At 65.2% G+C, this 15,508-nt stretch carries 14 protein-coding genes; 6 read left to right on the top strand and 8 right to left on the bottom strand.

Going from position 1 to position 15,508, the window contains the following annotated elements:
- Positions 1 to 16: 16 nt before the first annotated feature.
- The 5 genes from ABFE16_08205 to ABFE16_08185 form a co-directional block, all read right to left on the bottom strand.
- On the bottom strand, positions 17 to 1,291 hold the full coding sequence (locus tag ABFE16_08205) for a porin (GenBank protein MEN6345277.1): 1,275 nt from the start codon (positions 1,289 to 1,291) through the stop codon (positions 17 to 19).
- Between the two features lie 172 nt (positions 1,292 to 1,463).
- Positions 1,464 to 2,531, bottom strand: coding sequence for a Gfo/Idh/MocA family oxidoreductase (locus ABFE16_08200; GenBank protein ID MEN6345276.1), 1,068 nt, complete (start codon positions 2,529 to 2,531; stop codon positions 1,464 to 1,466).
- Positions 2,532 to 2,646: 115 nt separating this feature from the next.
- On the bottom strand, positions 2,647 to 3,306 hold the full coding sequence (locus ABFE16_08195; protein MEN6345275.1) for a phosphatase PAP2 family protein: 660 nt from the start codon (positions 3,304 to 3,306) through the stop codon (positions 2,647 to 2,649).
- Positions 3,299 to 4,246 carry a GRP family sugar transporter gene (locus ABFE16_08190; GenBank protein ID MEN6345274.1) on the bottom strand — a complete coding sequence of 316 codons (948 nt, stop codon included), beginning with the start codon at positions 4,244 to 4,246 and terminating at the stop codon, positions 3,299 to 3,301. The genes ABFE16_08195 and ABFE16_08190 overlap by 8 nt, the downstream gene beginning before the upstream one ends.
- Before the next feature lie 176 nt (positions 4,247 to 4,422).
- Positions 4,423 to 5,652, bottom strand: coding sequence for a Gfo/Idh/MocA family oxidoreductase (locus ABFE16_08185; protein ID MEN6345273.1), 1,230 nt, complete (start codon positions 5,650 to 5,652; stop codon positions 4,423 to 4,425).
- A gap of 142 nt (positions 5,653 to 5,794) precedes the next feature.
- On the opposite strand from ABFE16_08185, the gene ABFE16_08180 reads away from it, so the two are divergent.
- Together ABFE16_08180 and ABFE16_08175 are read left to right on the top strand one after the other, a co-directional pair.
- Positions 5,795 to 6,382, top strand: coding sequence for a hypothetical protein (locus ABFE16_08180; protein MEN6345272.1), 588 nt, complete (start codon positions 5,795 to 5,797; stop codon positions 6,380 to 6,382).
- A 37-nt stretch (positions 6,383 to 6,419) separates the two neighbouring features.
- Positions 6,420 to 9,512: a glycoside hydrolase domain-containing protein gene (locus ABFE16_08175; GenBank protein ID MEN6345271.1), complete on the top strand. Its 3,093-nt coding sequence runs from the start codon at positions 6,420 to 6,422 to the stop codon at positions 9,510 to 9,512.
- Between the two features lie 83 nt (positions 9,513 to 9,595).
- Here the strand turns inward: ABFE16_08175 and ABFE16_08170 are convergent, their stop codons facing one another.
- On the bottom strand, positions 9,596 to 10,351 hold the full coding sequence (locus ABFE16_08170; protein MEN6345270.1) for a hypothetical protein: 756 nt from the start codon (positions 10,349 to 10,351) through the stop codon (positions 9,596 to 9,598).
- A gap of 88 nt (positions 10,352 to 10,439) precedes the next feature.
- Between ABFE16_08170 and ABFE16_08165 the strand changes: the two genes are divergently transcribed.
- Both ABFE16_08165 and ABFE16_08160 read left to right on the top strand, forming a co-directional pair.
- Positions 10,440 to 11,093 (top strand): pyrimidine 5'-nucleotidase, encoded by a 654-nt coding sequence (locus tag ABFE16_08165; protein ID MEN6345269.1) that lies wholly within the window; start codon positions 10,440 to 10,442, stop codon positions 11,091 to 11,093.
- 78 nt (positions 11,094 to 11,171) lie between these two features.
- Positions 11,172 to 12,137: an alpha/beta hydrolase gene (locus ABFE16_08160; protein MEN6345268.1), complete on the top strand. Its 966-nt coding sequence runs from the start codon at positions 11,172 to 11,174 to the stop codon at positions 12,135 to 12,137.
- Between the two features lie 96 nt (positions 12,138 to 12,233).
- On the opposite strand, the gene ABFE16_08155 is transcribed toward ABFE16_08160, so the two are convergent.
- Complete coding sequence (locus ABFE16_08155) at positions 12,234 to 13,352, bottom strand: DUF362 domain-containing protein (protein ID MEN6345267.1); 1,119 nt, start codon at positions 13,350 to 13,352, stop codon at positions 12,234 to 12,236.
- Between the two features lie 259 nt (positions 13,353 to 13,611).
- Between ABFE16_08155 and ABFE16_08150 the strand changes: the two genes are divergently transcribed.
- Complete coding sequence (locus ABFE16_08150) at positions 13,612 to 13,899, top strand: AbrB/MazE/SpoVT family DNA-binding domain-containing protein (protein ID MEN6345266.1); 288 nt, start codon at positions 13,612 to 13,614, stop codon at positions 13,897 to 13,899.
- 26 nt (positions 13,900 to 13,925) lie between these two features.
- Here the strand turns inward: ABFE16_08150 and ABFE16_08145 are convergent, their stop codons facing one another.
- Positions 13,926 to 14,360 (bottom strand): hypothetical protein, encoded by a 435-nt coding sequence (locus ABFE16_08145; protein MEN6345265.1) that lies wholly within the window; start codon positions 14,358 to 14,360, stop codon positions 13,926 to 13,928.
- A 67-nt stretch (positions 14,361 to 14,427) separates the two neighbouring features.
- Between ABFE16_08145 and ABFE16_08140 the strand changes: the two genes are divergently transcribed.
- The coding region (locus ABFE16_08140; protein ID MEN6345264.1) for a TolC family protein at positions 14,428 to 15,508 on the top strand (1,081 nt) is incomplete at its 3' end.

The raw sequence follows: 15,508 nt of genomic DNA, 5'->3' as shown, positions 1-15,508 counted from the left end.
GAGCGCCCTCTGCCGATCAGAAGCTGACCTGGAGCTGCATCCCCAGTTGATCGTTGTCCTTGTTGGTGGTCTCGAGCCGCTCGAGGTCATACTGCGCGGTCAGACGGACCTTGGAGTCAACCTGGTAGGCATAGCCTACTCCCGTGCGGTGCCGGTCGTAGGGGCTGGTGCCGTTCCCCTTGCGGCGTCCCTCGTAGTCATCGTAGCGAAGGTATGCCGTCGCCTTCGGACCGGTGCGCCACAGGCCCATTGCGTACCAGCCCTGGAGGTCGTCGCCTTCGGTCTCGCCAGTGTAGTACTCGGCCTGCAGGCCCAGGGGATCGGGCGCCAGGTATGCGTGTAGGCCGAGAAGGTTGTCGTCGTAGTTGCGCTGCGCCTTCACGGAGTAGTAGCTGCCTGTGAAGTAGCTGGCGCCGACTTCGGCGTAGGCATCGCCCCTCCAGGTGAAGGGCCGAGCATAGCGGGCCACAAGGTGCTTGCTGTCGTTGAGGTCGCCGGTCTGGGTGTCTCCCCAGGGCTTGTCGCTGGTGCCCTGGCCGTTGAAGACACCGAGGGCGAAGGTGCCCTGATCACCCGGCGCCCAGGCGGAGGACTTGCCCGCTGCGAAGAGTGCGCGGTCCTGCGGGCGCGTCCAGAAGGCGACCAGACCCGTGTCGTACTCGCCGGGGAACTCGCGGCGGACCAGGTTGCTGGACTCGAAGGGAAGGCGCGTGCCCGAGGACTGAACCAGCTCGAAGCCAAAGGGGACCTTCTGCTGCCCGAGGCGGGTCCACCAGCCCTTCGGCGACAGGGCGTTCTCGATGAAAGCGGCCTTCACCGTCGGCTTCTCATCGCCCCAGTCGGCCTCGATCTCAACCCGCGCGTCGTCGGTGGGCGTGAACTCGAACTTCGTGCGTGCCCGGCGGACCTGAAACTCGTTGCCGACCTCCACCTTGGTGTTTGCGTCGGCCGACTTCTCCTGGTCGTCGAGGTAGTCGGTCCACCGGCCCTGGAAGTACCCGCTGATCTTGACGGTGTCGTACCACTTCTTGGACGCGGGCTTTGATGGAGGTGGTGTGACGGCAACCGCGGCAGGAGCAGCGGCAGCCTGGGCTGCGGCTGCACTCGCCTGTTCCTTGATGGAGGCTGCCTGAGCGGCCGTCAGGACACCCGCCTTGACCAGGCCGTCGAGCACCGCATCGACGTAGACACGGTCGGCGCTCACGGAAGCGGGCTCAGCCTGACCGGGAGCGGCAAGAACGAACAGAGGAAGGACGAAGAGCAGAGCACAGCAGACGAAGGGGGGCCTCATCCCAAGACTACCTCCAGGATCTGGCCGTCGGCCCTCCTCGCCGATTGGGGAGAGGAGGGCCCGGCCGTGTCGCACTTGAGGTGAAGGATACAGGCTGCCGCTTATGCTGGAGCTAGAGGCACGTTAAGTCTGGCTTAAGCTGCCAGGGCAGTCTGCGGCGGTTGCCCGCAGGCTAGGCAGGTTTCCCGGGCTTGAGCTCGCCGCTCTTGACCATGGACTCGAGCGGGTTGTCGTCGATCTCCAGCGGGAAGTCGACGCGTCCCCGGCGGCGGCTGGACTCGTAGGTGCCGAAGATGATCTCGGTGACGATCAGAGCGTTCTCCGCGTCGAGCTGGCACTTGCGGCCTTCGAGCAGACAACTGATGACGTCGGCCAGAGCGCGGTCGATGAACCCGGGGCCGTGGATGCTCTCGCCCTGGGTGTCGGGAACGGTCCAGTCCTTGTCGCCGGCCGGCCGGTAGCGCAGAGCCGGTCCCTGGTTGACGCCGAGTTCGATCACGCCGTCGGAGCCGATGATGCGGTCGGCGCAGGGGATTGGGCTGGCGCCGCCGGCACCCATCGCCGACATCCCGAACACGCCGTTGGCGTACTCGACCATCACGAGGTTCTGGTTCTCGCAGGCGCCGCCGAAGACCAGGTTCTCGGTCCGGTAGTCGATCTGCGCGATGACCCACTTCGCCGGCTGCTCGTTGTTGAAGAAGCTGAACATGTCCATGAAGTGGGTGCCGGTGTCGTAGACGTTCCCGGCGCCGGTCTCCATGCGCTCGAGCTGGCCGATGACGCCGTCATCGAGGAGCTTCTTGGCCATCACGAAGGGCGCGCCATAGCGGCGCTGGTGGTTGAAGGTGAGCTGGACGCCGTTCTCCTTGGCGGCAGCAACCATCCGCTTTGCGCCACCCCAGGTGTTGGCCATGGGCTTCTCGCAGTGAATCGCCTTGACCTTGGCCCGGCAGGCATCCAGCACCATGCCCTCGTGAAGGTGCATCCAGGTGCAGACGCTCACGACATCCAGGTTCTCGGCCTCCAGCATCTGCTTGTAGTCGGTGTAGACCTTGCAGCCGCCGTAGGTCTCTGAGAAGGCCTGGCCGTTCTCCTCCATGATGTCCGCGCAGGCAACGATCTCGCAACTGTCGAGCTTCTGGTACGCGTTGCCGTGCTGATAGGCCATTGCGTAGCCGAAGCGGTCGCCGCGCTGCTTCTTCTTACCGGTGCCGATGACTCCGACGCGTAGCTTTGCCATGGTGATCTCCTTGGTGTCAGGCCGATGGGGTGTCCGCGCGGGGCAATCCGTCGGCCGTCGTGTCGCGGAAGTACGGCGGGGCTTTTCGCCGTCGTGAGGAGAATCCCTTGCCGGGCTACCTCGGCTCTGGGAGCCAGCCGCGCCGACGGGCAGAGCGCAGAACCAGGACCGTCATCGCGACGCCGACCAGCGCTCCCCCAAGCACATCCGCCCAGTAGTGGCAGCCGAAGTACACTCGCGAGACGCCCACCAGACAGGCCATGAGCACCGACCACGGCCCCAGCGAGGGGACGAAAGCGCCCAGTACAAGGGCGATGGCGAAGGCGGAGGCGGTGTCGCCGGAGGGGAAGGACATACGCTTGCCCGTGGCGATGTCCTGTATCTCATTGGTGGTGGTGATCTGGCTGCTCACCGGTTTGGGCCGCTCCCTGCGCACGATCAGCTTGAGGCCGTTGGTGGCAATCGCGGTCGCCAGCAGTGCAAGGACCGTGACAAGCAGCCAGCGCTTCGCAGGCTTCCAGCGGGCGAGCCACATCACCAGGAAGGCAGTGAGCAGCATGGCCGTCTGGGTCTCGAACTTGCCGAAGCAGCGCACGACTTCCATGACCCAGCCCAGGCCGGGCACCCGCAACATTGCCTGTCGTGCGGGCTCAGTGAGCGGGTCGAGGGCAAGGTGGACCAAGGGCAGTGAGAGGGCCAGGAGCAGCCACAGGCAGCGGCCGCAGGTGAGACGCGAACGCAGTCTGGACAGGAAGGTCTGGATGGAGCTATCCACGGGCCACTCCCAGGAGCAGGGAACCGACGGTGGCACAGACCATGGCGATGGCGATGGTCCGTGCATGCTTGCGGGCATCGATTTCATGGAACCACAGGATGCCTGCGGCCACGGTCACGATGGTGTTGAGGTTCGTTACCGGCCAGGTTACTGCCAGGCCGATGCGCAGGATTGCCTCGGCCATGGTGACGGTGGCTGCCGACCAGATGACTCCGCAGAGCGCCGCATAGAGGTGATCCGACAGCGGCGCCCGCAGCCACCCGCGACGACCCCGGCTGAAGAACAGAAACAAGCAAGCGGCGCCCGGGAGGGTGCCCAGACCGGTCAGGGCGGTCAGAGTGTAGCTGTCCAGACCGGCCCGCTGCGCGAACTTGAAGGGTACCGCGTAGAAGGCGAAGCCTAGGGCGGCCATCAGCGCCCAGAACACGCCCGCTGCGTTGACGGAACTGCGCTCCGGCTCGCCGGCGCCCTCTCCAGCCTCCTCCGGTCCTTCCGGTTTGCTCCCGTTCTTCGTGCCGGTCTGCGCCAGAATCACCGCGCAGGCCACCACAAGCAGGCTACCAACCAGGGCCAGCCAGGGACTCGTCTCTCTCCATTCGGAGAACACGACCAGGCCGAAGACGGTTCCGACTACCGCCGTGGTGTTCTTGATCGGTGTCGCAAGGGCCAGGCCCATGTGGGTGACGGAGAGGGTGTAGGACAGCATCCCGAGGGTCCATACCAGCCCGGAAGAGAGCGCCAGCAGGGCAGCTCCGGGAGCTACCGGCGGCAGGCAACCGCGATGAACCAGCAGCGCCGCAATCTGCGTAGACACGACGGTGCCGACGCACATGCTCAGGACAAAAGCAAAGTCCCGCAGACCGCAGAGCTTGCGCGGGACCATGTACAGGCCGAAGAGCACCATCGACACGAGGGCGAGCAGGAAACCGAACAGATCCAAAGGGTCATCCCCACAGGCAGGTCTTCACAGATTGCAGGTACCTTCACCGGCCAGATCGCCAGCACAAGGCCCAAGGATACCAGAAAAGCCGCCGCAGGCCGACACCTTTTCTCGTCAACCGAGGCGACGAGACTCTCGTGCGGCTACTGCGGCGGCTTTGGTCTGCTTCGGTGTCGCTAGAAGGAAGGCCTGAAGGCCCGGTAGTCCCGTGTGTCGACCCAGCGCGTTGCCCTGGCCCAGGGCACTCCCAGGTCGCTGTAGAGCTTGCCCTGCTCATAGCCCTGTCGGATGACCTCGGGAATGTCGTTGATGGCCGTGAAGATCGTGTCGTTGCGCGGTTCGCGCGTCACGTACTCCGCCGGAATCTGCTGCGGCGCACCATTGGACTCGAAGGCCGCGTTCAGTGCCACGGTGTGGGGCCGGGTCATCTCGACCGGGCAGTTGAGCTCCGCATCCACGCCGCGCAGGTAGCGGATGGCGTTGCGGAAGACCTCGTGGTGCTCCGCGTTGCCGTCGAACTCCACCGTCTCTGTGGTGCCATCATCGAAGTGGAACACCGTCGAGCCGCTCATCGCCCACTCCGCCCAGCCCTTGGTGCCGTAGACCTTCGAGATCGGGCCAGAGTGCTCCCAGCCGGCGAGGGTCACGAGGTAGGTCACGAGGACGCCGGTGTCGGTCTCGACCTGAATCCCGGACAGGTCCTCACTGGTGATCGGGTGTGCATGGTAGACCTCGCCACGGACCTTGACCGGCGAGGCGGCGTGCAGCCACTTGGGCGAAGCCCAGTAGAGCCCGTTGTACAGGTAGTGGGCCAGGGCGTTCTGGGCGCTGCCGTCGAGGCAGTACTTGCCGAAGAAGAGGAGCTTGCCCGCCCAGTCGTTGCGCTCGTAGTAGGTCTCGAGGCGGACCCAGGTGGCCATGGTCTCGATGTGCTGGATGTCACCGAGGCGGCCGTCGCAGATGGCTCGCTTGAGCGCGCGGACGGTGTTCTTGGACTGATTCTGGAACCCGATGGCGCACATCTTGCCGGTGCGCTTCTGGGCCTCGATCATGGCGTCGATCTGCTCGATGGTCGCAGCAGGCGGCTTCTCACACAGAACGTTGTACCCGGCCTCCATGCAGGCGATGGACACCGCGGCGTGGTCGGGAATGGCGATCGGCAGCGTGATCAGCTCGGTCTTGCCCTGCTCCTCGCGCAGCATCTCCTCGAGTGTGAAGTAGACCTTCACACCGCGCTCCTGGTACTTGGCCACGGCGTCGGCGTACTTCTGCGGGCTGCGGACGAGGGCGCAGGTCTGCTTGGCCAAGCCCTCCTCCTCCATCTTGCGAACGGAGCCGGCGTGGCTTTCTGCGAAGTTGGATACGCCCACCAAACATAGCCTGACGGGCTCGAAGTTTGCAGTCATGTTGAGCACCTCACCAGTAGGAGCATCAGGAACCTCAGTTCCTAGCTTCCCCGGTGCCAGGACGGAATCCTGCCTGCTGCAAGGGATCGCACAACTCTTGGCGAAGGGGGCGTCAGCGAGCTCACAGGGGAAGGACCTTACCATGAGCTATGAGGGCTGGCCGCAGGATCTCGCGGTTCATCTGCAGGAGAAGCTTGAGCCGGGCGAAACGGTGCAGTGGCAAGGCCGACCGGTACGCTCGCGCTACATCCTGCGCAACTGGCCGCGAGGCTGCTTCGGGATGGTCTTCTTCACCTTTTCAGCCTTCTGGACCCTAATGGCCTTCCTGGGCACCTCGGGTGCGCTCGGCGGCAAGCCGGCGGACAGTCTCGTGTTCCGTATCCTGTTCCCGCTGTGGGGCCTGCCCTTCATGGCGGTCGGCTTTGCACTGGCTTTCGGCCCCCTTATCGTTGCGGCGGCCGAAGAGCCCAACGTCGAGTACATGATCACGAACCGCCGGGCCCTGGTGCGCAGTGGCAGGAAGAGCATCGAGGTCCACAGCGTGAAGCTCGAGAAGGTGACCCAGGTCGTCAAGACCGGCGGCGCCGTCGGGAGCCTGCGTTTTGTGGCAACACCGAATCCCCTTGAGTTCAGTTGCCTTGCCAGGCCTGAGGAAGTCGCGCGGGTGGCGGAAGAAGCCATCGCGCGTGCGGCCAAAGAGACCAAGAACGACGAAGCGCGCAGCGGCTAGTGAGCCAGTTGTGCGCACACCCGGGAGGACGTCAGTCATGCATCGACCTGCCCCTGGATACGCACCTGCGGTGATCCTGCCCGGCCTGCTGCTAACCCTTCTGGTGGCAAGCGGCATGGCCTTCGGAGAGGAGCCTGCCCCCATGCAGCCGATCGCGCCCGAGGTCAGCGCTCTGTACACCCTCGTCCGCAATGGCGGCTTCGAGGAAGGGACGGACATGCCGACTTTCTGGGATCCCTTCCCGCCCAAGCCCGAGAAGTGGGGGCATCATCGCCTCGACCGCGGGATCTTCCATTCCGGCAAGGCCAGCGGTGCGGTCATCAGCGACGAGCCCCATCCGTCCGGCAAGGCGACGCAGCAGTGGATGAAGTACACCGTGCCCGTGAAGGGCGGCTCCAGTCTCATCTTCTCCTACTGGATCCGCATCGACCGCGCCCGACCCATCGGGACCGGCTGCCACTTCTACCGCGCCGACAAGGGCCACGTGGGCTTTGTCCCGGTGCCGGTGCCGTCAACCGCCCAGGACTGGACCTACGTGCGGCAGTATGTGCCGGTGCCGCCCGACGCCGTGAATATGGGCATCGCGCTCTACGCCGGTGACGAGGGAACCACCTGGTACGACGATGTGGCCCTGGTGGGAACGCCGGAGATGACGGCCGCCGCAGGCACGCCTCTGATCGACGGCCACCTGAGCGACGACTGCTGGACCTCGGCCAACTGCGTCCGGACCTTCGTGGTGGAGCCGGGGACAGGCCTGGCAGATCCGCAGCCTCGGGCCTGGGTCGCCTATGACAACAACCGAGTCTACGTGGCCTTCCGCAGTCCGAAGACGGGCCCGCTGTCTGTTGTGAAGGGTCTGGTGCCGGGCAAGCAGACCGTCGCCGGTGACTACGTGGAGCTGCAGCTCGACCCGAGCCATCAGCGCAAGAACCCCTTCCGCCTCCAGGTCAATGCTGCGGGAACGGTCCTTGCCACCCGTGGCGATGGGCAGGTCTGGGACTCCGGCGCTCAGAGCGCGGTGCAGATCAGCGGCGACACCTGGTCTGCCGAAGTCTCGATACCTCTCTCGGCACTGGACCTCGATCTGAGTGTAGGCAAGGTCTGGGGGCTGAACCTGGCCTTCCACCGCGCCTCTCGCAGCGAGGATGTGACCTGGTCACTGGGAGCTTCCGAGAACGCCGGACGACTGGGCGATGTCACTCTGACCCCTGACCTTACTCCCTACTACCGCCGCGGGCTGACACAGCGGCTCGCGGAGTTCGCCCAGGCTCGGACGGCCCTGCAGGAAGAGCTCAAGCAGATCTCCGTTCCGGCCTCGCACCTGCCGAAGGTGGAGCAGTTGATCGCCGAGGCCAAGGCTGAGGCGGACCGCATGGCCGATCCGGCTTCGGAGATCAACCTCGAGCAATTGGCCGGGCTGCAGGACCGTCTGGAGCAGGCGCGCAAGGTGGCGCTGGAAGGTCTCTTCACTCTCGAGCCTGCGGCAACCACCGGCGAGTTCCGGGTGGTCGTCACCTCGGCACTCCAGAAGGTCCCACAGACCGAGCCGGTGCAGGGCGAGGTTCCGCTGCAGAAGGTCGCGCTAACGGCTGCCGGTGATGAGACGGAGTCCTTCCAGCTTGTGGTCATCCCCGGTGCCGCTAACGTGAAGGGCCTCAAGGTGGTAGCCCCGGCTCTGAAGGGCCCTGGTGGCGAAGTGCCGCTGACCTGGTACCGAGTTGGCTTCGTCGAGACCGCGAAGCCTGACTATCCGACGGACTTCGTCGGATGGTGGCCCGATCCGCTCCTTCCGGCGGGACCGGTGGACGTCTCTGCCGGACAGCGCCAGCCCCTGTGGTTCAGTGCGGAGGTCCCTGCGGGTACTCAGCCGGGCGTGTACTCGGGTACGGTCACGCTGCGCAGCGACAAGAGTGCAGTGACTGTGCCAGTGCAACTGCGGGTGAGGTCCTTCTCCTTGCCGAGGCCCGGGACGCTGGCAACGGCCTTCGGGCTGTACGCGAGCACCCTGTCGAAGTGGTGGTGGGGAACCGCGCCCTACCGGGACAACATGCCCATCGAGATGTTCCGCGAGTGGTGCGAGTTCCTGGGCAAGTACCGCCTCGGGGTCAAGAATATCGGCGCCGAGTACGTGTCCCACAAGGAAGAGAACGGGGAGCTGAAGGTTGACCTGAGCGCCCTGCACCAGACCGTCGAGCAGGTCGCTCCGAAGTACTTCTCGCCGCTGTCGATGAGCGTGTTCCGCGTGCCTTCCTCGGTCTCGCTGGGTAGGGTCGATGCCGAGAAGGGACCGGCGGAGCACGCGCAACTGGTGGCGGCGTATGCGAAGGAGTGGGAGCGTCAGAAGCTGCCCGGCCAACTGCACGTGTACGGCTACGACGAGCCCGGCGCGAAGGACTACCCCTTCCTTGCAGAGGGCTACCGACGCATCCATGAGTCCGCGCCGGGGTACCCGATCATGCAGACGATCGGTGACCCGAACCCGCGTCAGCTTGCCGGCCTGGTCGACATCTGGTGCCCGCTGACTCCGGCGCTGACTTCCGACTTCTACCGCGAGCGACTGGCGGCGGGTGACACGCTCTGGGCCTACACGTGCTGCTCGCCGAAGCCGCCCTATGCCAACTTCTTCATCGACCAGCCGGCGACCGACCACCGGCTGCTGTTCTGGCAGCTTCGTCAGGCAGGAGCCACTGGTTTCCTGTACTGGTGCGTGTGCTACTGGGACGGCCTGCCGAATGTTGCTTCAGGCAAGCCCTGCTTCCCGGAGGTGCCCATCCACCTGAAGGACCTGGGCACCTACAACAGCTTCAAGGACAACGGCGACGGGATGCTGATCTACCCCGGAAATGAGCGCAAGCCCTGGCCGTCGATTCGGCTGGAATGTCTCCGTGACGGCATCGAGGACTACGAGTACCTGGCCCTGCTGTCGCGCCTGGTTGACAGTGCTCGGCAGCTCCCTGCGAACCAGCGTCCTCCGCAGGAGATGCTCAGTCAGGCCGAGGAGCTGTGCCGCGTGCCGACCACGCTGTCCACGGCGATGAACAAGTACAGCAAGTCGGCGTCGCTGCTTCAGTCGCGACGCGACGAGGTTGCCGACATGATTGAGGCCTTGCAGGCGCGTGGGGTGAAGTAGGGGAGAGGCTGCAGAACCGAACCGTCTCTGGACCCCGGGGCCTGTGCGCAGGAGCTGTGCAGGCCCCGGTTTCGTGTCTGTACTCACTGCTGAGCGTAGGCTCTCAGCACACCGCGGCGGACGCCCTCGAAGCTCTCCTCGCCGTCGGCAAGGATCTGGTTGACCTGGTTGAGGCGAAGCTCGTAGTCGGCCTTCGTCGCTCCGAGGCGCGGCAGGAGAACGGACGCACCTGTCTGGGTGATCGTGTCCGTCTCCGCGTTCCAGGCAAAGGCCAGGCGGTGCCCGCTGTCGGTGCTCTCCCACAGTTGCACCACGCGGCGCCGGTACCCGCGCTCGACGTGGATGAACAGGAGGAGGTCCAGCAAGTTCACGTGGTCAAGCGGGACCTCCAGCGGCGGAGTGGTGAGGATGCGGACCAGCTCGTCGAGTTCGTCGGCGTGCAAGCAACCGGCGATGCGACTGCCACCGGCCATCAGGCCGAAGAAGTCCGCGACCTGCCGACCCCAGATGTAGCCGTACCAGTGGCCGGCGCCGATCTCGTGCGCCAGGTAGCAACTGGGGAGCGTGTCATCGACAATCTGCGGGTCGGTGACGGTGACGATCTCCTCGTGCGGAGGAAGCAGCCCGAGCAGGTTGGCCAGCACCGTGCTCTTGCCCGCGCCACCGGGACCGGCGGCAGTGAGGAAGGAGGCGCCCCGGGCGATCGCGGTCCAGCAGTAGGCCACCAACTCGGGGCTCATCGTTCCCGCACGAACCAGATCGACGAAGCTGAGCGTCGGCCCGCCACGCTGATTGAGCCCTTCGATCTCCCGCAGGTTCTTCTGCTGTAGGTACTCCATGGCGTTGCCTCCTGCGCGTGCCCCTTCGGCGCGGGCCAGGGCGACGGGTCGGTTGACCGGCTCGCAGGTTTGCCGCTATGCTTCAGCCATGCCCCGCACTATCCACGCTATTCTCTTCGATCTCGACAATACCCTCTACGACGCCTCCGCCGGCCTGCAGCGGGTGGTGGATGAGCGGATCACGCAGTGGATCATGGACAACCTGGGCCTGCCCTTTGCCCAGGCCGATGCGCTTCGAGTCCGAACCTGGCGGCAGTACGGGACGACGGCCAAGGGCCTGGAGGCTGAGTACGGATTGCCGCCCAAGCCGCTGTATGACTGGGCCGTCAGTCAGGTCGACCCCGCCGGGTGTCTGGAGGCTTCGCCGGAGCTCTCGGAGATGCTGTCGCGGTTCCAGGCCGAGCTGCACGTCTTCACCAACGCCACCGAGGTCTATGCACGCAAGGTGCTGCAGACCCTCGGCGTCAGTCGGCACTTCCAGCGCGTCTTCGACATCGAGTACAACGGTTGGCAGTGCAAGCCGCAGGAGGCGATCTACGAGCACATCGTGCAGACGCTGGCGCTGCCACCAGAGCAGATCGCCCTGGTGGAGGACAACCCGCGCAACCTGGAACCGGCGATCAAGCTGGGGATGCTCACGGTGCTGCTGGACAACGACGAGGGCGACGTCAACGCCGACCTGCGGATCGAGACCATCCTGCAACTGGCCGATGCTCTTGCCGGAGCCGGTGTACAGGCCTGAGGGCCAGGCAGATTGCGAGAACCTGCGGGCCCCCGAAGCGTCCAAAGACACGAAGCACAATGCTTTGGGGGTGCTGCCATGCTGGGAGTTCCCGGTTCTGCAAAGCGGTTGCCGCTGATCGTCGGTTGCTTGCTGCTGGCGCTGGGGGTACTGATTGCCCGAGCCCATTCCCAGCCGGCGCCTGCTCCCACCCAGGGGGTTCGCGCCTTGCCTGACAACGTTGAGCTGCTGCCGGACGTCGTCTTCGGGACGGGTGGTGGCAGGCCGTTGAAGATGAACCTCGTGCGGCCCAAAGTGATTCCCGAGGCGCCGATGCCGGTCGTGGTGTGGATCCACGGCGGCGCCTGGGTCTCCGGCGACAACAACCCCGGTCGGAACATCCCCCTGGCCCAGAGGGGCTACTTCACCGCCAGCCTCGAGTACCGCCTCAGTCGCGAGGCGCAGTTCCCGGCGCAGATCGAGGACTGCAAGGCGGCGATCCGCTACCTGCGTGCCAACGCTGAGAAGTACCACCTCAACCCGAACAAGATTGGCTGCTGGGGAAGCTCGGCCGGAGGTCACCTGGTGGCGCTGCTGGGCACCTCGGGCGGCGTCAAGGAGCTGGAAGGACCCGGCGGTAACCCCGACTTCTCCAGTGCAGTGCAGTGCGTGGTCGACCTCTTCGGCCCGACGGACTTCACCCAGATCGGCAAGTTCCCCAGCACCATGAACCACATGGGGGCCAACTCGCCGGAAGCCCTCCTGATCGGCGGCCCCATCGCAGACAACCCCGACAAGTGCCGGGCGGCCAACCCGATAACCTATATAGATAAGAACGATCCGCCCTTCCTGATCTTCCACGGGGACAAGGACCAGACCGTGCCCTTCAACCAGTCCGAGTTGCTCTACGCCGCCCTGCAGAAGGCGGGCGTAGAGTCGACCTTCGTCCCGGTTAAGGGTGGTGGGCATGGATGGGGGCCGCAGACTCCCACGGAGCCGACCAGTCGCGAGGTCGACCAGATGACCCTCGCCTTCTTCGACCGACACCTGAAGGGCATCAAGTAAGGCCCGCCGAGCGGGCAACCAGGACGGCACAGCAAAAAGAGACGACCCACAAGGGCCGTCTCTTTGCTTCTGGGCTCAGTTGGTGCAGGGCGGGGACTAGAGGAGGCGCTTGCCCTGCTGGGCAATCTGCCACACCGCCGGTGGGCAGCCGTGGACGAAGGGGCCAAGGTCCATAAGCCAGGCGTTGCAGTTGCCGATGACCAGGGTGGGCAGGCTTTCGTCGATCTTCGCCTCGGGCACCGGGCCGACGACGACGTTGAATCGGCCCAGCTTGTCCATAAGTTCCTTGCCGGCGTCACTGCGCAGGAAGGAGGTTACGTCCTGCGCGCAGAAACGACAGCGTAGATCCACGCAGAAGTTCACGCGGTCTCCGAACTCAGTGGGATCGAAGATGACGCCCGTCAGCTTCTTGCCCACACGCGCGATGTCTTCTCCGACGACGGTGATATCCTCCTCGGCCATCTTCCCAAGGCCGCGGAGTGCACCGGAGCGGATCATCCACACATCGCGCGGATCGTAGCCCATCAACCGCGCACAGGTAGCGTCGGCGGCGATGATGTCGCCACTGGCCACGATCACACCCATGGGCACGGGCGTCATCGTGGGGCCGGGGAAGTTGCCCTCCTGGGAGACCATCATGTCGACGACGCCCAGGACCGGCCACTTGAGGGTGTTGATGTCCAGGGGGACATTGCAGATCCCGTAGGCATGGGACTTGATGGTCTCGCTGCCGACCATGAGGCCCATGGCATTCTTGATGCAGGCAGTGACTCCGGCGCCGCAGTGGGTCTTGCCCACGGGGACCGTGATGTGCTTGTCGCAGTCCAGCAGGATCTTGGGCACTGTGACGGTGGTCTGAAGCGCCTTGGCGTTGGGCACCGTGACGGAGACGGTCTCGGCATCCTCGAAGGGGAGGAACTCGGCGACCTTCTCAACGCCGCTGTTCTCGAAGTTGGCGACGAAGGCCGCCTTGTTGCGCTCGCCGACCACGACGCGCCTGGCACCGGCATCGCGCACGAGCTTGGCGAGGGCGATCACGAGTTCCGGCTTGGCGACATTGCCGTTGGCGGGGACCTGTTTGGAGAAGCTGTTGGGTTTGATCAGGACGACATCGCCGGGGCTCACGAACTTGCCGATGCCGCCGAGGAGGCACAGCGCCTGATCGAGCAGGGCAGCAACATCGTCGCCGTGAACCACGCTCACGAGAGCACTCATGTCGGGACTCCTTTCGTCCCACCGGGTGCGGGACAGGGCCATGTTACCCCTCGTCCAGGGCGCGGTCAAGCCGGGAGGCGCCCCGCCTCGCCGACCTTGACGCGGCGAGGCCAGCCCGTTTTTTGCGGCCATGTTGCAGAACCTGAGTGGTGCCAGTCGAAGGGTGGGGGAACACTGCTTGACATCGCCGGGAACCCGGGTAGAATGATACGCGTCGGTGATTCATGCATTTCATGTATGCATGAAGGGCGGCGAAATGATGGGTGAAAGGCGAGAAGGCATGCCAAGGTCGCTTGATGATGCATTTCAGGGTTCTGTGACGGTGGGGGAACGGGGGCAGGTGGTGATTCCGGCGGCCGTCCGGGAGAAACTGGGAATCAACCCCGGCGATAAGCTGTTGGTTCTCCAGGGGCCGTCGGGACACGGGATACTGTTTGCGCGCCTCCAGGACTTGGAGGGAATCGTGAAGGACCTGATGCCTCTGATTGAGGCTGCCAGCGCGGCGGAAGCAGACCAGGAAGATGAAACCACCCGCAAAGACGGGTGAGGAGGAAGTTCGGTGCGAACTCGGTATTACCATCCCTTGCGGTTGTGGGCAGTGTTAGGCTGCCTTGCGACCGTTTCGTCTGTCTGGGCGGCCGGCTTGACGCGCACGACGCGCACAGAGGGCCCGGCGCCCACCGAGGCCACGGAGCCCGCTCCGGGGCCGACTACGATTGCGCGCGCAGTTGTGTCGGGGCCGACGGCGACCTCGACCGGCCTTGCACTTCCTCGGGAGGCGCGGCCGGGTGTCATCACGTCGCGACCAAGTGCAGTCTCGCCGACGGCGAGCGGCCCGCAGATGCCTGCGGTCACCATCAGGCCCTTGACCTCCACTGCCTCGGCACCCGAGGCCGGGTTCCCGGGGGTTGTGGTGCTGTCCGGCGCCGAGCCCCCGGTAGTCGTCGCGCCGGGCCTGACTCGAGCACCGGCGACTGTTACCAGCGAGGCTCCAGCGGCAAGGATCACACCCGCTCCTGCGATTGCACCGGCTAAGGATCAGATTGGAGTCCGCGCGGTCAAGGTGATCTCTGCGGTGCCCCTGACCATCGCCCAGGCACCGGCGGAAGCGACGCCGGCAGCACCGAAGCAGCCCGAACCTGTCGCGACCGAGGCTACCACCGGAGTCACGCCTGTACCAAGCTCGACTACGAGCGCACCGGCGGCTGCACCGTCAGGCCAGTCCGTGATCCGACCCGCCCGCGTCGCTGTGGCGACACCTGAGGCTCCTACGACGGGCGTTACCGGGACTACGACGGCTGTGACCACCAAGTCAGGTCACGCTCTCGCTGTGACGCCCGAGGCCGCTGCGGCTCTGGCCGTGAAGAACAGCCTCGAGCTGGGCATCGATGCAACAGACATCCGGCAGGCCGAGGCGCAAGTGCGCAAGGCCTTCGGGCTCGATGACTTCCAGTTGACCGCGTCGGCCACCTATGGTCGCAGAGGGCCGATTGCCAGTGTGAGTCTGGGCGAGGGCAAGTCCATGAGCCTTGGCAGCGCCGACATCGCGACCGAGCAACTCCAGTTGGTGAAGCCAATCTACAGTGGTAAGCGGATTGAGCGGGCTCAGGACCTGGCGGTGCGATCCCTGGAGCTGACGAAACTGAGCTCAGACGTGACAGCGCGGGCGCTGGACCTCACTGCTCGCGAAGTGGCGTATGGTGTGATGCGGGCTGTGCAGCTGGCGGATGTCGCTCAGCAGCAGGCAGTAGCCGTCGCCGCCCACCTCGACCTGAGCAAGAAGCTGGCGGACGGTGGGGTGGTAGCGCAGTTTGAGGTCGTGCAGGCCAACACTCAGCTGGCAACCGCCCAGGGCGAAGTCATCTCGGCCCGGACCAACATTGAGAACGCCAAGGCGCGGCTGAAGCGTGTCTTGACGCTTCCTCAGGACACAGAGCTCGAGGTAACACAAGGCGTGACCTTCGAGGCACCGCCGGGAGACGTGCAGACACTCGTGCAGCAGGCCGTGGAGCAGCGCCCTGAGGTTGCAGCCTCCGCGTCCGGGGTAAGGCTGGCGGAAGCGAACCTGCAACTGGCGAAGTCCACAAGTGCCCTGTCGGTGAGCCTCGCGGCCGGGGTGACGCACACGAAGGCGTCCTTCGGGTCGGAGCCCACGA

Source organism: Armatimonadia bacterium, from assembly GCA_039679385.1.
GTDB lineage: Bacteria > Armatimonadota > Zipacnadia > Zipacnadales > JABUFB01 > JAJFTQ01.
Note: the sequence above shows the minus strand (reverse complement) of the source record. Positions and strands in the feature narration are given on the sequence as shown.